At 64.6% G+C, this 19,824-nt stretch carries 20 protein-coding genes; 18 read left to right on the forward strand and 2 right to left on the reverse strand.

Translation table 11 applies throughout. The annotated features are described in order from the left end of the window. Positions 1-7: 7 nt before the first annotated feature. Positions 8-1,612, reverse strand: a complete 1,605-nt coding sequence (locus RFM41_RS15735) for an FAD-dependent oxidoreductase (RefSeq protein WP_320250072.1) — start codon at positions 1,610-1,612, stop codon at positions 8-10. A gap of 152 nt (positions 1,613-1,764) precedes the next feature. On the opposite strand from RFM41_RS15735, the gene RFM41_RS15740 reads away from it, so the two are divergent. From RFM41_RS15740 to RFM41_RS15790, 11 genes are all read left to right on the forward strand, one after another. Then, a complete protein-coding gene (locus RFM41_RS15740; RefSeq protein ID WP_320250074.1) occupies positions 1,765-2,301 on the forward strand; it encodes a cupin domain-containing protein in 537 nt (178 codons plus the stop codon). A gap of 9 nt (positions 2,302-2,310) precedes the next feature. After that, complete coding sequence (locus tag RFM41_RS15745) at positions 2,311-3,102, forward strand: aspartate dehydrogenase (protein WP_320250076.1); 792 nt, start codon at positions 2,311-2,313, stop codon at positions 3,100-3,102. After that, on the forward strand, positions 3,102-3,908 hold the full coding sequence (locus RFM41_RS15750; protein WP_320250078.1) for an alpha/beta fold hydrolase: 807 nt from the start codon (positions 3,102-3,104) through the stop codon (positions 3,906-3,908). The genes RFM41_RS15745 and RFM41_RS15750 overlap by 1 nt, the downstream gene beginning before the upstream one ends. Then, positions 3,905-5,644 carry a hypothetical protein gene (locus RFM41_RS15755; protein ID WP_320250080.1) on the forward strand — a complete coding sequence of 580 codons (1,740 nt, stop codon included), beginning with the start codon at positions 3,905-3,907 and terminating at the stop codon, positions 5,642-5,644. Before RFM41_RS15750 ends, RFM41_RS15755 begins: the two co-directional genes overlap by 4 nt. Before the next feature lie 100 nt (positions 5,645-5,744). Next, positions 5,745-6,716, forward strand: a complete 972-nt coding sequence (locus RFM41_RS15760; protein WP_320250082.1) for a thiamine pyrophosphate-dependent dehydrogenase E1 component subunit alpha — start codon at positions 5,745-5,747, stop codon at positions 6,714-6,716. Between the two features lies 1 nt (position 6,717). Next, entirely contained in the window at positions 6,718-7,692 is a 975-nt protein-coding gene (locus RFM41_RS15765; protein ID WP_320250084.1) for an alpha-ketoacid dehydrogenase subunit beta, read from the forward strand. A gap of 12 nt (positions 7,693-7,704) precedes the next feature. Then, on the forward strand, positions 7,705-8,985 hold the full coding sequence (locus tag RFM41_RS15770) for an alpha/beta fold hydrolase (protein WP_320250086.1): 1,281 nt from the start codon (positions 7,705-7,707) through the stop codon (positions 8,983-8,985). 94 nt (positions 8,986-9,079) lie between these two features. Further along, positions 9,080-9,403 (forward strand): NIPSNAP family protein, encoded by a 324-nt coding sequence (locus tag RFM41_RS15775; protein ID WP_127293567.1) that lies wholly within the window; start codon positions 9,080-9,082, stop codon positions 9,401-9,403. Between the two features lies 1 nt (position 9,404). After that, positions 9,405-10,271: a hypothetical protein gene (locus RFM41_RS15780; protein WP_320250088.1), complete on the forward strand. Its 867-nt coding sequence runs from the start codon at positions 9,405-9,407 to the stop codon at positions 10,269-10,271. A gap of 2 nt (positions 10,272-10,273) precedes the next feature. Then, positions 10,274-11,197: a 3-hydroxyacyl-CoA dehydrogenase NAD-binding domain-containing protein gene (locus RFM41_RS15785; protein WP_320250090.1), complete on the forward strand. Its 924-nt coding sequence runs from the start codon at positions 10,274-10,276 to the stop codon at positions 11,195-11,197. 24 nt (positions 11,198-11,221) lie between these two features. After that, positions 11,222-11,971: an SDR family oxidoreductase gene (locus RFM41_RS15790; RefSeq protein WP_320250092.1), complete on the forward strand. Its 750-nt coding sequence runs from the start codon at positions 11,222-11,224 to the stop codon at positions 11,969-11,971. A 20-nt stretch (positions 11,972-11,991) separates the two neighbouring features. On the opposite strand, the gene RFM41_RS15795 is transcribed toward RFM41_RS15790, so the two are convergent. Continuing rightward, entirely contained in the window at positions 11,992-12,753 is a 762-nt protein-coding gene (locus RFM41_RS15795) for a pyrroline-5-carboxylate reductase family protein (protein WP_320250094.1), read from the reverse strand. 104 nt (positions 12,754-12,857) lie between these two features. Here RFM41_RS15795 and RFM41_RS15800 point away from each other — a divergent pair, with 104 nt between their 5' ends. The 7 genes from RFM41_RS15800 (at position 12,858) to RFM41_RS15830 (ending at position 19,752) form a co-directional block, all read left to right on the forward strand. After that, on the forward strand, positions 12,858-13,631 hold the full coding sequence (locus RFM41_RS15800; RefSeq protein ID WP_320250096.1) for a GntR family transcriptional regulator: 774 nt from the start codon (positions 12,858-12,860) through the stop codon (positions 13,629-13,631). A 141-nt stretch (positions 13,632-13,772) separates the two neighbouring features. Next, entirely contained in the window at positions 13,773-14,885 is a 1,113-nt protein-coding gene (locus tag RFM41_RS15805; protein WP_320250098.1) for a branched-chain amino acid ABC transporter substrate-binding protein, read from the forward strand. Positions 14,886-15,024: 139 nt separating this feature from the next. Next, the gene (locus RFM41_RS15810; RefSeq protein ID WP_320250100.1) at positions 15,025-15,975 is read left to right on the forward strand and encodes a branched-chain amino acid ABC transporter permease; all 951 of its coding nucleotides are present in this window, start codon (positions 15,025-15,027) and stop codon (positions 15,973-15,975) included. Then, positions 15,975-16,970: a branched-chain amino acid ABC transporter permease gene (locus RFM41_RS15815; protein WP_320250102.1), complete on the forward strand. Its 996-nt coding sequence runs from the start codon at positions 15,975-15,977 to the stop codon at positions 16,968-16,970. Before RFM41_RS15810 ends, RFM41_RS15815 begins: the two co-directional genes overlap by 1 nt. Continuing rightward, the gene (locus RFM41_RS15820) at positions 16,967-17,797 is read left to right on the forward strand and encodes an ABC transporter ATP-binding protein (RefSeq protein WP_320250104.1); all 831 of its coding nucleotides are present in this window, start codon (positions 16,967-16,969) and stop codon (positions 17,795-17,797) included. The genes RFM41_RS15815 and RFM41_RS15820 overlap by 4 nt, the downstream gene beginning before the upstream one ends. Then, on the forward strand, positions 17,721-18,470 hold the full coding sequence (locus RFM41_RS15825; protein ID WP_320250105.1) for an ABC transporter ATP-binding protein: 750 nt from the start codon (positions 17,721-17,723) through the stop codon (positions 18,468-18,470). The genes RFM41_RS15820 and RFM41_RS15825 overlap by 77 nt, the downstream gene beginning before the upstream one ends. After that, positions 18,463-19,752, forward strand: coding sequence for an NAD(P)/FAD-dependent oxidoreductase (locus tag RFM41_RS15830; RefSeq protein ID WP_320250106.1), 1,290 nt, complete (start codon positions 18,463-18,465; stop codon positions 19,750-19,752). The genes RFM41_RS15825 and RFM41_RS15830 overlap by 8 nt, the downstream gene beginning before the upstream one ends. The last annotated feature ends 72 nt before the right edge of the window (positions 19,753-19,824 follow it).

Consider the following 19,824-nt stretch of genomic DNA (forward strand, 5'->3'; position numbering starts at 1 on the left):
GGAGAACTCACCGGTTCTGGTGAAGGATGGTTTCGGCGGCGATGAAACCCCAGGTCATGTTGGGGCCAAGCGTCGTGCCGGCTCCAACCGCGCGGGTGCCGATCGGGTTGGCCATAGCAAGGCCGGCCGCGTACAGACCGGGGATGATCGAACCGTCCGGCCTAAGGACTTGCGCCCGCTCGTTGGTGCGGGCGCCGCCCTTGGTGCCCAGGATCGAACGATTGAGGGTCATGCCGACATAGGGCGGCTTGTCGATCGGCTTCAGCCGATTTTCAGGGCCATGCGCCTTGTAATCCTCCCAGCCGTTCTCACCGCGGCGGAAATCCTCGTCGCGCCCCTTGGAGCAAAAGCCGTTCCATCGGGCGATCGTATCCTCGAGCGCCGCCGCCGGCAGTCCGAGTTTCGCGGCGAGGCCAGCGACCGTATCGGCCTTCTTGACCCATTGACTTTCGTAGGAGGCATACCAGCGGAAAGGCAGCGACGTCTTCAGGAAACGATGGTCGCCGACGAGGTAACACGGCAGGTTCACCGGCGCGCCGTCCGACCCGCGCGCATCGATCGCCTCGCCGATGTTGAAATCATTCTCGCTGACAAAGCGCTTGGCATCGCGGTTCACCACGATCGAATGCGGCTCGGCCTGAAAGGTCATGGGAAGGCCATGCGGCTTGCCCCGATAGCGCGTCGGCAGGCAGGGATAGACATTCGCCTGGTCCATGCGATCCAACTCCGCGCCGACGGAAGCGGCAAGCTTCTGGCCGTCGCCCTCATTGGTGGGAGGACTGCCGATCCGATCCAGGGCGCCGGGGAAATGGCGCGCCCGCATCTCGGCATCCCATTCGAATCCTCCCGTCGCGATGACCACGCCGCGGCGGGCAAGAAGTTTCGTCCTCCGACCCTCTCGCTCCACCTCGGCGCCGATCACTCGAGAGTCCGAATCCTGGATCAAGCCCACGGCGCGGGTTTCCAGCCAATAGGTGACGCCTGCATCAAGGCACCCCCTGATCAGCCCGGTCATGAGAGCCGTGCCCTGTCCGCCGCAATTCGTCAGTTTCCGCCAAAGCAGCTTTGGCCAGAGCCTGAGGCCGGCACGAATCGGGTGGTGATAGAGGTCGGTATCGACGATCTCCTGATAGCTGAAGCTGTGCGGCAAGGTGGAACGGCGCAGCCGCGCCGCGAACTTGCCCAGCATGCGGCGGCTGAGAGGCATAGGCGAAACCATCCGGCCGAAAAGCTTGCCGCCAGGCGCTTCGGCGAAGGGGTCCGGCTCGTTGACCAGACGGAAATCCAGAGGCGTGCTGCCACAAAGGAAACGCAGCATATCGGGTGCCGCCCTGACGAAGGCGCTCCAGAGCGCATCTTCCTTCCGCGCCCAATCCTGCGGAGACACGGCGCGCAGATAGGTCAGCGCATCGTCCCGACTGTCGGCGACGCCGGCACCCGCGGCCAGGTGATTGGCGGGTATCCAGACCCCCGCGCCGGACATGGCCGAGGTGCCGCCCAGCCATTCGCTCTTTTCGATCACCAGCACTTTGAGGCCGCCCTTGGCCGCCCTCAATGCCGCCGAGCAGGCCGCCGAACCGGAACCGATAACCAGAACATCGAATTCGCCCATCGGCGTCCCCCAGACTGTCATCGCGGCGTCACTATAGGTGCAGGAAATTAAATCTGTCTACTATTGTGTCGACACTTTTTGCGTTATACGTTCCGTTGGTGAGCGGCATGCACCCGCACGATAATCTCAAGCCCTTTTCGATAGGCAGAGCCATGGACGATACTCACCTTCCGCCAGCTCCATCCGGCATTCATATCTCCGGGTCTGAGACGCGCGAAAGCTACTGGCAGCCGGTGCCGGCGAACGGTCATATCGACGTGGCGCTGGCGCCTCATATCGTCGGCATGGAGCACCCGTTCGCGCTTGGCACACAATCGGTGGCGCCTGGCGGCTATGTGCGCGAGCACACGCATGAGCGCAATGAGGAAGCGATCTATGTGATCGAAGGCCACGGCCGCGCCGTCGTCGACGGCAAGGAGTATCCTCTAGGCCCCGACAGCGTGGTGTTTCTGCCGAAGAATGTCAGGCACATGTTCATCAACGATGGCGAAAAGCAGCTTCGCTGGCTCTGGCTGATCGTGCCCAACGGGCTCGAAGACTTCTTCCGCCTTATCGGCAAGCCGCGCAGGCCGGGCGACCGTGTGCCCTCCAACTTCCCACGCCCCGAAAACGTGCTGGAGATCGAGCGCAGGACCGTCTTCGGCGCCGATCTCACCGACAAGTTCGATCCCGTGAGCCGCGGCTCCTGAAGACGCCGGATGACGACGCTCGGCCTCATCGGCTACGGCGCGATCGCGCGTGACATCGTCTCGGCCTTTCCGCCGGACGCGGTCGACTGGCTGATGTTGCTGCGCGAAGGCGCCAGCCCCGAACTGCCGGCGAATGTCAGCGTGGTCGCCAGGATCGAGCAACTGATCGAGGCAAAGCCACTGGCCGTCGTCGAGGCAGCCAGCCAGGGGGCAGTGGCGACCTACATACCTGCCTTGCTCGAGGCCGGAATACCAACCGTCGTGGCATCGGTCGGAGCGCTTGCCGATGCCACGCTTCACGCCCGGATCGCCGCCGCCGGCCGCAGCGGCGGCGCGCGCCTTATCCTGCCGGCGGGAGCGCTGGGCGGCCTCGATTATCTGCGCGCCATAGCGGCCCTTCCCGACGCGCGGGTGCGCTATACCTCGCGCAAGCCGCCGACGGCCTGGGAAGCCGAGCTTGCCTCGCTCGGTCTATCGGCCGAGCGCGATGCGGTGACGCTCTTCGAGGGCACCCCCGCCGAAGCGGCATCTGCCTATCCGAAGAACCTCAACGCGGCTTTCGCCGTGGCGCTGGCCGTAGGCGCCGAAAAGGTCACCGTGCGGGTGATCGCCGACCCGAAGGCGACTGGCAACAGCCATGAAATCGAGGCCGAGAGCGCTGCCGGCACCGCCCTCTTCAGCATGGTCAACGCGCCCTCGCCCGGCAATCCGAAGACTTCGGCACTGACTGCGCTGAGCTTGGTTGCCGCACTTCGCGATCTGCTCGACATGGACCTGCTCGACATGGGAGGCCGCCGCTGATGGCCTTCTTCGTCGCCGCCGATGGCTGCCGCATCCATTACGAAACGTTTGGCGCGAACGGTCCGCGCCTGGTTCTCATCCCGGGGCTCGGCGGCGACGGACGATTCTGGGCCGGCGTGGTCCGCCTGCTCGAGGCCGACCATCGCCTGATCGTCACCGATCATCGTGGCGCTGGCCGCAGCGACCGCCCCGACGGTCCCTACTCCGTTCCACTCATCGCCGGCGATGTCGCGGGCCTGCTGGCGCAGACGGGCGGGCCTGCCCATATCGTCGGACATTCCACAGGCGGCGCCATCGCCCAGAGACTTGCCCTCGACCATGCGGATCTCGGGCTGAGCTTCACAATCAGCAGTTCCTGGGCGCGGGCCGACACACGCTTCCGCACCCTCTTCACCGCGCGTGCCGAACTGCTCGAAGCAGGCATGGCTGAGACCTACCAGCGCCTTACCCACGTGCTCTGCCACGAGGCTTCCTACCTGGCCATGCATGCCGCCGAACTCGAAGCGGCGGTCGCCATCGCCTCACGGACCCTTGCCCCACTGAACGTCGCCGCGTCGCGCCTGCGCATGCTGCTCGATCACGATTGCCTCGATGACCTCGCAGGAATTGCCGCTCCGGTGCAGGTGATCGCCGCCGCGCACGACGTGCTGACCCCGCCCACCCTGACGCAAGCGATCGCCGACGCGATACCGGGCGCCCGATACGTGTGTGTCGATGGAGCGCATTTCCATCCCCTCGCAAGGCCTGAGGACATTGCCGCGCTCATCCGCCGTTTCATCCCCGAAGCCGAGCAGCAGGTATCATGACCGCTGACATAGTCCCCGTCCTCACCGATCCGCGTCTCAAGCCGGGTTCGGACCTGCTCGCCAAGGGGCGAGCCATGGCGCGAGACTGGCGGCTCGGGAGCTGCCGTTTCCTCATCGAAACGGGGATGCCGTCCGAAGCTGCCTGGAAGCGCAAGGCGGCGGTGGAAAGGCGCATCATGCAGCATGCCCACATCGGCTTCCGCAGCGTCGACCGCACCATCACGGCGATCGGTGAAGTGCATGAGCAATGCCGCAAGGCAGGGGTCACGGTCGACCGTTTCGGCATCACGCTGGACTGGTCGATGGGTTATCCGCAGGCCATGCGCGCCAAGGCCGCGCGCGGCACAGGTATCGTGCTGACCGGTCCGGAGGATTTCGCGCGCATCACCAATGCCGCGCCCGCCGCAGCCCATTTCGGCGACTTCATGCTCGGCCTGCCGGGCGCGGTCGAAAACACGCGTGCCGCGATCGCGGCCGGAGCGACGGCCATCGGCAATCTCGGACAGTATTTCACCTTCCGCCTGCCCTACTGGGACGACGACGTGGCGACAACGGAGGCGACCGTCACCGCGCTCGGCCTGATCGCGGCGCAGGATGCGGAGATCCTGGTCCATTCGAATCTCGACGACGGATTCGCCGGACTTTTCATCGACATGGCCTGCGCGCTCGGTATGGTGCTCGTGGAGAAGCATATCGTCGAGACGCTGATCGGCGCGCCCCTTGCCCATTGCTACGGCCATCACTTCAGCGACCCGCTTTCGCGCACCGCCTTCCACGCGGCGCTCGTGCGGGTCACCGACACGCCGGGCACCATGATCTTCGGCAACACCGTCTCCTATCAGTCGACCCCCGCCGGCAATTACGCCAGCCTGGCGAGCTACCTGATGGCCGACATACTCGCCATGGGGCGCTGGCCTTCGGGCCATGCGATCAATCCCGTACCGGTGACGGAGAACCAGCGCATTCCCGACGTCGACGAGATCATCGACGCGCAGACATTCGCCCACAGGCTGACGCTGCACGCGCCTTTCTACGAACCGGTCTTCGATTGGGCCAAGACCGAGGCGATGGCCGACGTGCTCGTCGAAGGCGGTCGACGCTTTGCCGATGCCGCTCTCGCCGGTCTCGCCGAGCGAGGGGTCGATGTGGACGACCCTGCGGCGTTGTTGCTGGCCATCCGCCGCATCGGCCCGAAACGCCTGGAAGCGCTGTTCGGCCCAGGTGCGGCGGGTCCGCGCGGGCGCGCGCCGCTGATCCATGCCGAATGGGCACGAGAGCTAAACCACAAGGCGGCAACCTGGGTGGCGGCCCAGAAGCGGCTGGAGGCATCACGAAACCTCACTGTCTGCATCGGCACCACGGATGTTCACGAGCACGGCAAGTATCTCGTCGAACAGGCGCTCGATGGCCTCGGTATCGCCATCGCCGATGCCGGCGTCGCCGTCGACCCGGAAGCGCTCGTCGCCCATGCCGCCGAAACCGGCGCGGCCGCCATCGCGGTCAGCACCTATAATGGCATCGCGCTGCGCTACGCGCAGGCTGTGAAGGCCGCGATGGCGGCGCGCGGACTCTCCTTGCCGGTGCTGATCGGCGGACGGCTGAACGAGGTGCCGAAGGATTCGAATTCAGGCCTGCCGGTCGACGTGACCAAGGATATTGCCGACCTCGGCTGCCTCCCTTGCGCCGACCTCGACGAGATGCTCCGCGCCCTTCGCTCCATCCCCCCAGCCGCCTGAGTTCTCTTCTTTTTCGAACTTGTTTCGCACCACATTGCAGAAGCGCTTGCAAAGTGTCGACACTTTTGTATTTAATTCGGTGCGCAACTGGGGATAGCCCGTGAAGAACACTCCGTCCGTCGAACAGCATTTGGAGATTTATCGTCGGATGCTGCTGGTGCGGCACCTCGAGGAGAGGCTCGGGGCGCTTCATAAGGAAGGCCGTACGCGTGGCCCTATCCATCGGTGCGACGGCCAGGAGGCTGTGGGCGTTGCGGCCACGGCTGCTCTGGAAGCCGGCGACAAGGTTGCCACCACCCATCGCGGCCATGCCGTCTATATCGGCAAGGGTATGGCCATGCGCCCAGTCGTGGCCGAGATATTCGGCAGGGCGACGGGCGCCTGCGGCGGACGTGCTGGCCATATGCTGGTGGCCGATGCCGAAAAGGGCGTGATCGGCGGCAACGCTATCGTTGGAGCCGGCATCCCCGCCGCTGCCGGCATGGCCCTGTCGATGCAGATCCTCGGCACGGGCAATGTCGCCATGTGCGTGTTCGGCGACGGCGCCGCCCAGACGGGCATCTGCCATGAGGCGATGAACATGGCGGGGCTCTGGAAGTTGCCGGTCGTGTTCGTGCTCGAGCACAACCAGTTCGGCCTGACCGTTCCTTCCGATGTCCAGTCGCCGGTCGCGGATCTGTCGATCCGAGCCGCCGGCTACGCGATGCCGGCCGAAATCGTAGACGGCAACGATGCGGTCGCCGTCTATCGCGCCGTGTCGGCGATGGCGGAGCGGGCGAGGCGTGGCGAGGGTCCCGGCATGGTCGAATGCAAGACCTACCGCGTCCAAGGTTTCTCGACGTCCGATATGGGCGGCTACCAGAAGCCCGAGGAGATCGCCGCCTGGAAAGCGCGCGACCCGCTGATCGTCTCCCGCAAGGCTTTGTTGGGCGATGTCGGCGAGGCACGGCTCGCCGACATCGAGGCCGAGGCCAAGGCCGAGACGGAAGAGGCGTTCGATGTCGCCCTTTCCGACCCGATGCCGGAGTTCCTGGTGGACGAAGCCTGCAATCCCTACAGCGAGGCGCACTGACATGGCGATGATGCGATACGCCGAGGCACTCAACGCCGCGCTGCGCGAGGAAATGCAGGTCGATCCTTCCGTCTTCCTGTTCGGCGAGGACATCGGCCGCTACGGCGGCGTGTTCAAGGTGACGAAGGGGCTGATGGAGGAATTCGGTGAAAAGCGGGTACGCGACACGCCGATCTCGGAACAGGCGCTGACCGCGATGGCGGTGACCGCGGCCATGACCGGCACCCGACCAGTGCTGGAGATCATGTATGCCGACTTCATACCGCTGTCGCTCGATGCTTTGGTCAACCAGGCATCGATCTACGACTATATCTGGAATGGTCAGGTGAAGATGCCATTCGTCGTGCGCACCCAGGGCGGCGGCGGAGCGGGCGCGGGCGCGCAACATTCCAAGGCGCTGGATTCCATGCTGGCCCAGATACCGGGCATCAAGGTGGTCGCGCCGTCGACGCCGGCGGATGCCAAAGGCATGCTGAAGGCTGCCATCCGCGACAGTCAGCCGGTCGTCTTCCTCGAGCACAAGCTGCTCTACAACATGCGTGGCGAGGTTCCGGAAGGCGACGTGATCGTGCCGCTTGGCAGAGCGGCAACCGTGCGCGAGGGCAGCAACATCTCGATCTTCGCCACTTCCAAGATGGTGGTTGAAGCAACAAAGGCGGCTGACCTGCTGGCCGCGGACGGCGTTTCGGCGGAAATCGTCGATCTCCGGTCGCTGCGCCCCCTTGACGTCGACGCCATCGTCGCCTCGATCGCGAAGACGCACCACGCCGTGGTGGTCAACGAGGGCTGGCGCTTCTGCGGCTACGCCGCCGAGCTTTCGGCAACGATCATGGACCATGCCTTCGACGAACTCGACGCTCCGGTCGCGCGCATGACGCTGCCGGACATGCCTATTCCTTATTCTGAGCCCCTCGAAACGGCGATGCTGCCGAGCGCCGAGAAGATCCGCGCCGCTGCGCTGAAGACCTTGAAGTGACGGAGGCGGCAGATGGCAACCCATCCGATCAGCATCGACAGCGCCGGCGGCGAGTATATGGAAGCCGTGCTGGTGATTGCCTGGGCGGCCAAATCCGGTGACCCGGTCAAGGCCGGCGATCTGATCGTCACCGTCGAGACAGCCAAGGCGGCGACCGAAATCGCGGCCGACCGTGATGGCTGGCTAGCCGATATCTACTTCACCGAGGGGCAGGAGGCGCCGGTGGGCGCCATGCTCGGCACCATCGCGGACGAAAAACCGATGGCGGGCAACGACGCGGCTCCAGCCGCAACAGCAGCGACGACCAATACCCTCCCCGCAACCGACGCCCCTCCGCCCGCCCGCCAGCCTGGCACCCGTGCGATCGCAAGCCCGCTTGCCCGCCGGCTTGCGGCGGCTGCGGGGCTGGACCTGTCAACCGTCTCGGGGACAGGTCCAAGGGGACGCATCAAGAAGCGCGACATTGACGCCGCACTCGCCGGGCGTTCGGATCGGTCCGGCGCCATCCAGGCGGAGCCGGTCGCGTCCCCGGCGTCGCCCGTCGCCGCGCCGGCGACAGCGCGGCAAACGGCGCCGGCGGTCCTCATCCACGGCTTCGGGGCGGACCGCTCCGTTTGGCGGCAGGTCGTGCCTTTGCTCGAACCAGGCATCGCGACGATCAGCCTCGACCTGCCCGGCCACGGCGCGGAGGCCGCTCGGCCGGCAAGGAGCATCGAGGAGATCGCCTTCTCCCTTTCCGACCGCCTGGAGGCCATGGGCGTCACGGACGCCCATCTCGTCGGCCATTCGCTCGGCGGGGCGGCCGCTCTTGCGCTTACCCGGCTCGGCCGTCTCACCGTACGCTCCGTGACCCTCCTCGCCCCGGGCGGTCTCGGCCCCGAGATCAATGCTGGCTTCATCGCAGGGCTTGCGCGCTCGACCACCGTCCAGGCGCTGGAGCGCTGGCTGGCGGTCATGGTGGGCGATTCTCGGACCCTGCCGGCTGGCTATGCGCAGGCGGCGCTGAGACAGATGGAAAAAAACGGCAATAGGGATGCGCTGGCTGCAATGGCGGAAGCGCTGTTCCCGGATGGAACGCAAGGCTTCGACCTGACGCCCACGCTCGCCGAACTTGGCGTGCCGACACGGCTCGCGTGGGGCAAGCTCGACCGCGTGACACCTGCCGCTCATGCGGCCCGCGCGCCCGGCTTCGCCGCCGTTCACCTGCTCGATGGCGTTGGCCACGTGCCGCAGATCGAAGCGCCGGCGCTGACGGCCAGGCTTATTGCGGAGACGGTGCGAAGTTGCGGTTGAGACGACCCCGCGCTTGCGGCGCCGGCGAAGCCGAGCCGGACAAGACTTTTCTGGCCTCACGGGGCCGGAACAGGAACCAGAAGGAGTGACCGAGATGATCTTCGACCACCGCACCTACACCGCCCGCCCGAACAAGCTGTCCCATTTCCTCAAGCTCTACGAGGATGTCGGCCTGCCCATGCAGCGGCATTATCTGGGAGAGCCTTTCGGCTTCTTCCAGACCCACATCGGCGATCTCTCCCGGACCGTGCACTTGTGGAAATATGAGAGCCTTGCCGATCGTGAGGAACGTCGCGACCGCATGGAAGCCGACCCGGAATGGCAAGCCTATCGGCGCAAGGTGATCGAGACCGACTACCTCCTCGACATGCGCAACCAGATCCTGAAGCCGGTTTCGTTCTTCAACCCCGGCAAGTGACATGCAGCTCGTTTTCTCGGCCGAGGGCAAGGCCTGGCCTATCCAACTGAACGGCGACGCCCTGCGCACCCGCCGCTCGCTACTGGCCGCCCTACCGCTGCGTTTGCAACTGCACACGCCCAAGATCGCCGGTAGCCATATCTATTGGCACGCTCCCTTCGTCGAGGACGTGGAGGGCGCGACCCATGTGCTCGACGCCAAGGCGGGAGCCTTCATCTACTGGCCGGTGCGGCAGTTCCTGGAAATCACCTTCGCGCCGCTCCAGGCCGAGACGGCGGAGATCACCGTGCTCGGCCATCTCGATGCGCCGGTCGAGGGCATTGCGGAACTCGCCGCGGTGCTCAAGCGGGAACAGGGACGCCGCGTCATCGACGGGACCCTGGCGCTGGCCGATGGCGGGAGCGTGGAGGCTTGGCCGGCATCGACGCTTGCACACGACATCGTGGCCGGACGAAAGGTGATCTGGGACCGCATGCCCGACGACATAGCCCGCATCACCGCTTCGCGGGCCATCATGCATCCCGCCGGGCCGGTCTTCACGGCGGAGGCGGAGGCGCGCGTCCTGCACGAACTGCTCTGGTGGATCCGCTCCGAGCGAGGAAGCGTCAACGAGGCGGTGCTGCGCCAGACGGCGGCGCTTGCGCTGAACAAGGCGGCGACGCGGCTGCGAGACTTCTGCCATCTCGAGGAAACGCCGTCGCTGCTGTTTCGTCTCGAGAGGGCGATGGGGGAGCAAGCGCCTTTTGACGCCCTTATCGACGAGGCGATCCTCGTCGCCGGCCGTATCGGCGCCTGGCTGGACCTGCTCATCCCGTGGAACGATCTCAACGAGGCATTTCGTGCCGCGCTCGATGGAAGAAGGGCCTGAAAATGGACAGACTGACCATCGGCGTCGTCGGGTTCGGCGTCATCGGGCAGCGCTGGGCGGCTTGCTTTGCCCATGCCGGTCATGATGTGCGCATATATGATCCGGCGGAGGGTCAGGAGGCAGTCCTTCACGAAGTCCTGCCGGCGCTCGCGGTGGACCTGGACGGCTTGAAGGGCCCGGCGCCCGCGCCTGGGGAGATCAGGCTTTTCGCGACGATGGCCGAGACGCTCGAACGCGTCGACTTCGTGCAGGAGAACGGTCCGGAAGACCTGTCGCTCAAGCGGCGGCTGCTTGCCGAGATCGAAAGCCATATCGGCGACGAGGTCATCGTCGCCTCTTCCTCCTCCGCGCTGCTCGTCTCCGACATCCAGGCCGAGTGCCGTGTGCCTGGCCGCATCGTGCTTGGTCACCCATTCAACCCGGCGCATCTGATGCCGCTCGTCGAGATCGTCGGCGGCAAGGCGACCGATCCGCAGGCAATCGCGCGGGCGCGCGCCGTCTACGAAGACGTCGGCAAGAAGCCGGTCACGCTCAACCGGGAAGTGACAGGCCATCTCGCCTTGCGCCTGATGGGTGCGATGTGGCGCGAAGCCATAGCCTTGGTGCGCGACGGCGTCGCGTCGGTCGAGGATATCGATCGGGCATTCATGTACGGGCCGGGACCGAAATGGACGTTGCAGGGCTCATTCATTTCCAACAGCCTCAATGCCGACGGCATCGAGGACTTCCTGCGCAAATACGGTCCCACCTACCAGGCCATCTGGGACACGCTGCTCGAGGCCAGGCTCGATGCCGACACGATCCGGGCGGTCTCGGCGTCGACGGGCGCGGCGATGCGTGGACGCGGCCCCGAGGAACTCAGGGCAGCGCGCGAGGCCGGGCTGGTCGGCATCCTGAGGACAGTCGCCGAACACGGCGCGCTTTGATCATAGCAGCTTGGGAGAACGCGCATGGACTATCGCACCGCCCTCGTCACCGGAGCCTCCAAAGGCATTGGCGCGGCGATCGTTGAGAGCCTCGTGGCGGAAGGGCTGACGGTTTATGCGCTGGCGCGCAACGGTGATGCGCTGCTTGCCTTGCGGGAGCGGCTTGGGCCGCAGGTCAAGCCCATTGCAACCGACGTTCGCGATGGCGAAGCAATCATGTCCGCGCTGGATACCGCCGAAATCGACGTGCTGGTCAACAACGCCGGCGGCTTGGCGACCGTGCGCCCCTTGCATGAACAAAGCGCCGAAGAGACGGCGGAGGTGGTGGAACTGAATCTCACCGCGCCGCTGCAGTTGATCCGCATTCTCCTGCCCGGCATGATCGCGCGCAAGCGCGGCCACATCTTCACCCTGACCAGCACGGCGGCCAGCGGTATCTTTGCCGGTACGACAGCCTATGGCGCGGCAAAGGCCGGCCTGTCGCAAGCGGGCCGCATCCTGCGCTTCGATCTTGCAGGCACCGGCGTGAGGCTGACCGAAATCGCACCTGGACGCGTTGAGACGGATTTCTATCTCAAGGCCTTTGACGGAGACCGCGAAGGCCTGCGCAAGCGCATGTATTGCGAGCAACGGCCATTGCGCCCGGCCGACATTGCCGCCGCGCTTGTTTCAGCGCTGCGGATGCCTGACCATGTCGACATAGCGGAATTGACCATCGCGCCGAGCGAACAGGCGGCCGGGGGCCAGAAATACCCGCCGCCGCCGCTTCGATGACCGGCCCCGCGTCGCCGCTTCTATGTATCGGCAGGCCCGCCGGTCAGCTTCGCGAGAACCGCCATGCAGGCCTCTTCCCAGGCCATCGGCACCTCGCGCGCCGAGAGAACCTGCAGCCCTCGCTCGGTGATCCCATCCGGCGTCACCAGTTCCTGCAGCATCTGCTCCATTGGGTCTCCCTTTTCGGCGATCAGTCGCCCAGCCGCAACGAAGGTCCTTGCCGCTAGCCGGCGAGCCGCCGTGGGATCGAGGCCTTGGGCGCTCGACCATTCCGCCGTCCTGCGGATGAGGTCCTGTGCCCAACCGTAGACCGCGGCACTGACCGTCGCGACCTCGAAATCCTTCTCGCTGGCGAGTACTATCGAGGGGCCGAGCCGGTCCAGCACCGCCCTCGCCTGCTCCAGGTCGGGATAGTAGACTGTCGGACTGGCCTCGATCTCGGAAGCAGTGAGCGGCATGGCGCGAACGATACGCGCCGGCTCAACATGCAAACTGGCCAGCGGCACGCCGGCGCAAACCGATATCACGGTCTGTCCCACTCGCCACGGCAAGCCGCTGACTGCCTCCGGCGCATGGATGGGCCGCACGGCGACGAGGACGATATCGGAAACCTCAACGAGTTCTCGATTGTCGGCCGCGAGCCGAAAGCCGTGCTGGGCCGCAAGGGCCGCGGCCTTGCCGCGTGGAGACAGGATGATTGCCGCCGGATCCAACCCGGACCGCAGAAACCCGGTCAGCATGGAAGCAGCCAGATGCCCGACGCCAAGAATGCCAATGATCATTTCCCTCTCCCCGAAGCGCCGCTTGCCATTCGTATGAACTTGCGGAAGAAGTGTGAGCAGCAAAGTGTCGACACAACCTGCAGACAAATCCGATAGGAACTTTCATGACCGAACGAGTTGAGGGCGACGCCGACAGCGACCAGCCCGCTATGAACGAGGCCGAAACGCGACGCAGCGCCGACAGCAGCGAACGTGCCTATCTCACGATCCGCAAGCATCTCGTGGAGTTCACGCTCAAGCCCGGTGAGCGCATCAATGAGGTCCAGCTTTCGCGCAGCCTGGGTGTCTCGCGCACGCCAATCCGCGAGGCGTTGAACCGGCTCGCTTCCGAAGGCTTCGTTTCGCTCACGCCCAATCGCGGCTTCTTCGTAAGGAGCCTCAGCACCGAGGGCTTGCTCGATCTCTATGAGCTGCGCTCCATCATTGAATGCGCCGCTTTCAAACTGATGTGCGAGCGCGCCGAAGACCGCGAAATCGATCGGCTGCGGAAATATTGGGAGGCGATCGTCGACGGCTATCGAGACCAGCCGGCCGACATCATTCTGGCTGAGGACGAAGGCTTCCATCTGCTGATCGCCGAGCTCTCGGGAAATCCCGAACTTGTCGCGCAACTCGCCTCGATCAATGCGCGCATCCGCTTCATCCGTCGTATCCAGATCGAGCACCCTTCGCACGACAAGGGGCAAGTCACCTTCCATTCGGGGATCGTCGCCGCCGCCGTCAAACGAGATGCCGAGGAAGGCATGAAACTGTTGCGCGAACATATCGAAATGACCGTCTCCGCCACGCAGCAGGCGCTCAAGGACGCGCTACTCAAGGTTTTTGCGCCCGACAATGCCGCCGATTTGAAGCGTCGCCGAAAGGTCCGCGATGCCTGAACGGTATCTGACCACAAGATTGAACGCAATAGTGTCGACACTTTCTTGACTGACACTCCTTTGTCTGCTTCGATGCGCTGGCAACGAGGGGAGAAGACCGGAACGGCCGCCCTCACGTGACAGCAGCTAAGGGGAACCTTCATGAGAAAACTTACCGCCGCACTCCTTCTCGGCGCCTCACTCTTCGCGGCACCCGCCATGGCGGAGCAGATTACCGTCGGCATGGCCGCGCCGCTTTCCGGCCCGCAGGCGTATTTCGGCAACACCTGGCACAATGGCTTCAAGCTCTATGTCGACAAACTGAACGCGAATGGCGGCGTCAACGGCGTCACCATTGCCTACGACCAGCAGGACGACAAAGCCGACCCGCGCGAGGGAACACTCGTCGCCCAGAAATTCTGCGACAACGACAAGGTCGTGCTTGGTCTTGTGAATTTCAATTCCGGCGTTGCCCAGTCGACGCTGCCGATCTACGAAGACTGCTCGCTGCCGACCATGACCTTCGGCTCGAACCCGTCGCTGACCAAGCAAGGCTACAAGTTCATGGTGCGCCCTGTTGCCAACGACCTGGCGGGTGCGCTGTTGCCGGCCGAATATGCCCTGGGCAAGCTCGGCGCGAAGACGTCCGTCATCGTCAACGACAAGCAGGTCTTCGGACAGGGGATTTCCGAGATATTCGCCAAGAACTTCGAAGCGGGGGGCGGCAAGGTCCTCGACACCCTGGCGGTCGCGCCGACCGACGTCGACTTCACCGCCGTGCTGGCCCAGATCAAGACCAAGAAACCGGACGCTATCTATCTTGGCGCCGTGATGCCGCAGCTTGCGCTGTTCGCCAAGCAGATGCACGAACAGGGTATAACCGCGACGCTGATGGTGCCGGACGGCGGCTATACCCCGGACCTTATCAAGCAGGCCGGCGAGGCCAACGTCCAGGGCGCCCTTGTCGCCATCCAGGTTCCGCCGATGGATGCTTCGCCCGAGATCGCGGATTTCGCCAAGCTCTATAAGGCCAAGTATGGCGAGGACGCCGGGCCATATTCGATCTACGGCTACGTGCAGGGCCAAATCCTCGAACAGGTGCTCAAGACGACCAAGGGGCTGACGCGCGAGGACTTGAACGCCGCGCTGCATGGGGTCAAGGTCAAGACCGCCGTGGGCGAACTGGAGTTCGACGACACTGGCGAACTCAAAGTCGCCCCGTCCTACCTCTACAAGGTCGACGGCTCGGACTTCAAACTGGTCGGCCAGAAATAGGCATGCGCAGGATTCGCTCGCCTCGGCGGCGGCCTCCCTGTCTGTTTGCGGCCGCGCTCTACAGAAGCGCGGCCGTGTCGATTATTCCTTTCCCCGGCTCCGCCAGCCGGGCGGAACCTACTGAACAGGATGCCGGCCCATGCTGGGAAGCCTCATCCAACAAACGGTCAATGCCCTGACGATCGGCTCGATCTACGCGCTGATCGCTCTCGGTTATACGATGGTCTACGGCGTGCTGCGCATGATCAATTTCGCCCATGGCGAAATGTTCATGCTCGGCGCCTACGTGGCCTTCCTGGTGCTCAGCATGACGATCGGCACCGTCGGCGCCGCGGGCGCGATCGCGCTCACGGCGGCCTTCGTCATCGCCATCTTCCTGGTGGGTGTCATCGGTGTCGGCATCGAGAGGATCGCCTACAAGCCCTTGAGGAATTCCACCCGGCTTGCGCCGATGCTCTCCTCGCTCGGCGTATCGCTCTCGCTGGTCACCGGCATCCAGATCCTTGCCGGCCCACAGCCCGTCTCCTTCCCGAGCTTCTTTCCAGTCGTCCGGTACCAGGTGCTGGGCGGCACCATCACCTCCATGCAGATCGGCATCCTGATCGCGGCCTTCGCGCTGATGTTCGGCCTGCAATTCCTCGTCAACCGCAGCCGCATCGGCATTATCGTCCGGGCCGTATCGGAAAGCCGCCCGACAGCTCAGCTCCTGGGCATAAACGTCAACGGCGCGATCTCGATGGTGTTCTTCGTCGGGCCGCTGCTGGGCGCGGCGGGCGGTATCCTCTATGCCAGCTACTACGGCATCATGACACCAACGATGGGCGCCGTCATCGGCCTGAAGGCCTTCACCGCCGCGATCCTCGGCGGCATCGGCTCCATTCCCGGCGCCATGCTGGGCGCCTTCATCCTCGCCTTCGTCGAGGTCGGCGGTACGGCGCTGCTGCCGGTGATCACGCATGGCGTGCTCGGCACCGAATACCGCGACGTGCTCTCCTTCGCGATCCTCATACTCGTGCTTCTGATCCGCCCCGCCGGCATATTGGGCGAAGCGGTGTCCGAGGAAAGCATCGTGTACAAGAGGGAGTTCTGATGTCCGTCGCCGAAACCCTCGCCGCAGCCAGGCCACATTCGGGCCGGGCCATTTCGTTCCTTATTTTTGCCATCGCGATCGCGCTGATCGTGGCGACACCCTTCCTGCCCAACTACTATGTCCGCGTCATCAACAGCCTGCTGATCTACATTCTGCTCGGCATCGGGCTCAACATTGTGATCGGCTACACCGGCCTGCTCGATCTGGGCTTCGTCGCCTTCTACGCGGTGGGCGCATACAGCTACGCGCTGCTTGCCAGCCCGCAACTCGACCTGCATTGGCCTTTCCTGGCGATACTCCTGGTCGCAGCCTGCCTCGGCGCGATCACCGGCATACTGCTCGGCATACCGGTGCTTCGATTGCGCGGCGACTATCTCGCCATCGTCACGCTCGGCTTCGGCGAGATCATCCGCATCATCATCAACAATCTCGACTGGCTCACAGGCGGCCCCAAGGGGATACCGCGCCTCGACAAGGCCTCGATCCTTGGCATCCAGGTTGCCCGCCCGATCGACTTCTTCTGGCTGCTGCTCGTCACCGTGCTGGTGGCCGGCGTGCTGGTCTGGCGTCTGGAGCGTTCCATCCTCGGCAAGGCCTGGGCCGCCATCCGCGAAGATCAGGACGCCGCGCGCGGCATCGGCATAAACACGACCAATGCCAAGCTTGCCGCCTTCGCCACGTCCGCGACGATCGGCTCGATCGCCGGGGCGATCTTCGCCGCCTCCCAGCGCTTCGTCAGCCCGGAGAGCTTCACGCTGCAGGAATCGGTGCTGATCGTGCTGATGATCGTGGTCGGCGGCATCGGCAACATTCTGGGCATCGTCGCGGGCGCGACGATCCTGATGCTCTTGCCGGAGGTGCTGCGCGAGTTCGCCGAATGGCGCATTCTCTTCCTCGGCCTGTTGATGATCTTCCTGATTATCGTGCGCCCGGCCGGCATCGTCCCGCGCAGCTTCGGGCCGGACAAGCTCATCCGGAGGCTTTTCGGCAAATGACCCTGGTCTTCGACAAGCTGCGGAAGCAATATGGGCAGGTCGTCGCCATCGACGACGTGACGACCTCCTTCGCCCCCGGGCTCATACACGGCGTGATCGGACCGAACGGCGCCGGCAAGTCGACGCTCATCAACATGACCGCCGGCTCCTACAGCGTTTCCTCGGGATCGATCGCCCTCGACGGCAAGCGCCTCGACAGGCTCAAGAAATACCAGATCGCGAATTCCGGAGTGGCCCGCACCTACCAGAACATACGGCTCTTCGACCAGATGACGGTGCTCGAGAACCTGGAAGTGTGCTTCTATCCGGCCGATGTCGGCGGCACCTGGAAGGAAGTGGTGTGGCCTCCCTACGCATCGGCCAGACGTGAAAGGCGACGCGAGAAATGCATGGACATCCTGCGTTTCTTCGACCTGCAAGGCTATGCGGAGGCTGACGCCGGAAGCCTTCCCTACGGCCGCCAGCGCATGCTGGAAATCGCCCGCGCCCTGGTGTGCGATCCGCGTGTGCTGCTGCTCGACGAGCCGGCCGCTGGTCTCAACCACCACGAGACCGCGGAACTGACCGCAAGGCTGGCTGCCCAGCGCGTGCCCGACAGGATCACCATCGTCGTGGAGCACGACATGGATCTGGTCATGAAGCTTTGCGACAACATCATCGTCATGCATCACGGCAAGCTGCTCTTCCAGGGCACGCCCGCCGAGGTGCAGGCGAGCCCCGACGTCCAACTCGCCTATCTGGGAACCGCCAATGACATCGACGAAATCCGGGCCGCTGCTCAGGATCGCCGGGCTCAGCTCGGGATACGGGCGCGTCGGCGTTCTTGAAAACATAGATATCGAGGTCGATCCAAACGAGATCGTCGTCGTGCTTGGTCCGAACGGCGCGGGCAAAACGACGTTGCTCAACTCCATCTCCGGCGTCGCACGGCCGAGCGCGGGCTCGATTGCCTTCGAGGGGCGCGACATCACCGGCATGCGCCCGGAGCAGGTCGTGCGCCTCGGCATCACCCATTGCCCGGAAGGCCGCCAGATCTTCCAGCGGCTGACGGTCGAAGAGAACCTTGTCGCCGCTCACATCCGCCGAGCGGGCAGGAGCTTTGAGGCGCTGCGCGCCGACGCGTTCGATCTCTTCCCGGTGCTGAAGGAGCGCCGCAACAGCGTGGCGAGCCGGATGTCGGGCGGACAGCAGCAGATGCTGGCAATCGGCCGCGCACTGATGGCCGAACCGAAGCTGCTGATGCTCGACGAGCCGTCCCTTGGCCTCGCGCCTAAGATCGTCCATCAGATATTCCGCATCATCCTGGACCTGTCGCGCAACGGCATTTCTATTCTGCTCGTCGAGCAAAACGTCCAGCTCGCGCTGGAATGCGGCGACTACGCCTATCTTCTCAACACGGGCAAAGTGAAGCTTCACGGACCAGCACAGGAGATAGCCGAGCACTCCGCGCTGAGCGAGCATTACCTTGGCGGCGTCAACGAGACTGTCCTTCATGTTTGAGGTCGACTGGAAGACGCCGCATCTGTGGCGCAAGACCGCGACTTCACGACAGACGGCGCCTGCGCTCGAAGGCGACGCGAAAACCGACGTGCTGGTTGTCGGCGGCGGCTTCACCGGCATGGCCGCGGCGCTTGGCGCGCGCGACAGCGGGGTCGACGTCGTCCTGTTGGAAGGCAACGAGATCGGATCGGCCGCCTCCGGCCGCAACAACGGTCTTGTCATCTCGCATCATTCGAAGGCATCGCCATCGGAATTCGAGGCTGCCTACGGCAAGACCGTCGGCGCGCGCTACAACCGCATGGTGGCGGACGCCGCCGGCGTCGCCTTCGGTCTGATGCAGCGCTTCAATATCGATGCCCATCAGGTGCAGGAAGGTTGGATCCAGCCCGCCCACACCGAGGCTACCCTTGCCCGCGCTCGTCAGTTCCATGACGAGTGGAAAGCATTCGGCGCGGATGTCTCCTGGCTTGATCGCTCCGAGGTCAGCGCCCGCATCGGCAGCCCTTATCTAGGTGGTTGGATGGTCCACAATTCGGGCCACATCAATCCATTCGCCATGACAATCGGTCTCGCGGCAGCCCTGGAACGCGAAGGTGTGACCGTCCACGAGAACTCCCGCGCGGTGCGGATCGAGCGGCTGCAAGGCGGCTGGCGCGTCTTCACCGGATCGGGAAGCGTCAGCGCGCCGCAGGTGATCCTCGCGACCAACGCGCTGACCGGCGACATCTGGCCGGGCCTGAAGAAGACGCTGGTGCCCTTCAAGGTGTTCCAGGCTGCGACCGATCCGCTGTCGGATGAATTGCGCGCCAGAATTCTTGTCGGCAACCCGGCCGTGTCCGACATGCGCCAGGACCTCCGATACTTCCATTACGACCGCGACAACCGGCTGGTCAGCGGCGGCACGCATACATTCTGGTTGGATGAGGCCGGCCGCGGCCGCGCCAAGGTCTCGCGTATGCTCGGCAAGGCATTCCAGGCCTTCAGTGGCGAGCCCGAGATGGTGGAATACTGGCACGGCACCTTCGCGGTGGTGCCCGATCGCAAGCCTCGTCTCTACCGGTTGGCTCCTGGCCTTGTGTTTGGCGGCGTGTATTCGGGCCGCGGCGTGGCGCTTTCGATGTCGCTCGGCCAGGAGATCGGCCGCTGGGCGGCAGGCCGCCGCACCGACGAGCAGATGTCGCTGCCGGTTACCAACATGAAGCCGATTCCGTTTCATCCGATAGCGGTGCAAATCGCCAACCGCGCGCATGCATGGAACCGTTTTCGGGACCGCCGCCCGTAAGACGCAAAGCGGCGGCTTCTATCCACCGTGTAGCGGTTCGGCGCCTAGGCCCCTGGGTCATTGGACGCCGCT

The organism is Mesorhizobium vachelliae (genome assembly GCF_033977325.1).
GTDB lineage: Bacteria > Pseudomonadota > Alphaproteobacteria > Rhizobiales > Rhizobiaceae > Mesorhizobium > Mesorhizobium vachelliae.

Coding starts and splice junctions, on each gene's coding strand:
- RFM41_RS15735 (WP_320250072.1), bottom strand. CDS start 1,612: ATGGGCGAATTCGATGTTCTGGTTATCGGTTCCGGTTCGGCGGCCTGC.
- RFM41_RS15740 (WP_320250074.1), top strand. CDS start 1,765: ATGGACGATACTCACCTTCCGCCAGCTCCATCCGGCATTCATATCTCC.
- RFM41_RS15745 (WP_320250076.1), top strand. CDS start 2,311: ATGACGACGCTCGGCCTCATCGGCTACGGCGCGATCGCGCGTGACATC.
- RFM41_RS15750 (WP_320250078.1), top strand. CDS start 3,102: ATGGCCTTCTTCGTCGCCGCCGATGGCTGCCGCATCCATTACGAAACG.
- RFM41_RS15755 (WP_320250080.1), top strand. CDS start 3,905: ATGACCGCTGACATAGTCCCCGTCCTCACCGATCCGCGTCTCAAGCCG.
- RFM41_RS15765 (WP_320250084.1), top strand. CDS start 6,718: ATGGCGATGATGCGATACGCCGAGGCACTCAACGCCGCGCTGCGCGAG.
- RFM41_RS15770 (WP_320250086.1), top strand. CDS start 7,705: ATGGCAACCCATCCGATCAGCATCGACAGCGCCGGCGGCGAGTATATG.
- RFM41_RS15775 (WP_127293567.1), top strand. CDS start 9,080: ATGATCTTCGACCACCGCACCTACACCGCCCGCCCGAACAAGCTGTCC.
- RFM41_RS15780 (WP_320250088.1), top strand. CDS start 9,405: ATGCAGCTCGTTTTCTCGGCCGAGGGCAAGGCCTGGCCTATCCAACTG.
- RFM41_RS15785 (WP_320250090.1), top strand. CDS start 10,274: ATGGACAGACTGACCATCGGCGTCGTCGGGTTCGGCGTCATCGGGCAG.
- RFM41_RS15790 (WP_320250092.1), top strand. CDS start 11,222: ATGGACTATCGCACCGCCCTCGTCACCGGAGCCTCCAAAGGCATTGGC.
- RFM41_RS15795 (WP_320250094.1), bottom strand. CDS start 12,753: ATGATCATTGGCATTCTTGGCGTCGGGCATCTGGCTGCTTCCATGCTG.
- RFM41_RS15800 (WP_320250096.1), top strand. CDS start 12,858: ATGACCGAACGAGTTGAGGGCGACGCCGACAGCGACCAGCCCGCTATG.
- RFM41_RS15805 (WP_320250098.1), top strand. CDS start 13,773: ATGAGAAAACTTACCGCCGCACTCCTTCTCGGCGCCTCACTCTTCGCG.
- RFM41_RS15810 (WP_320250100.1), top strand. CDS start 15,025: ATGCTGGGAAGCCTCATCCAACAAACGGTCAATGCCCTGACGATCGGC.
- RFM41_RS15815 (WP_320250102.1), top strand. CDS start 15,975: ATGTCCGTCGCCGAAACCCTCGCCGCAGCCAGGCCACATTCGGGCCGG.
- RFM41_RS15820 (WP_320250104.1), top strand. CDS start 16,967: ATGACCCTGGTCTTCGACAAGCTGCGGAAGCAATATGGGCAGGTCGTC.
- RFM41_RS15825 (WP_320250105.1), top strand. CDS start 17,721: ATGACATCGACGAAATCCGGGCCGCTGCTCAGGATCGCCGGGCTCAGC.
- RFM41_RS15830 (WP_320250106.1), top strand. CDS start 18,463: ATGTTTGAGGTCGACTGGAAGACGCCGCATCTGTGGCGCAAGACCGCG.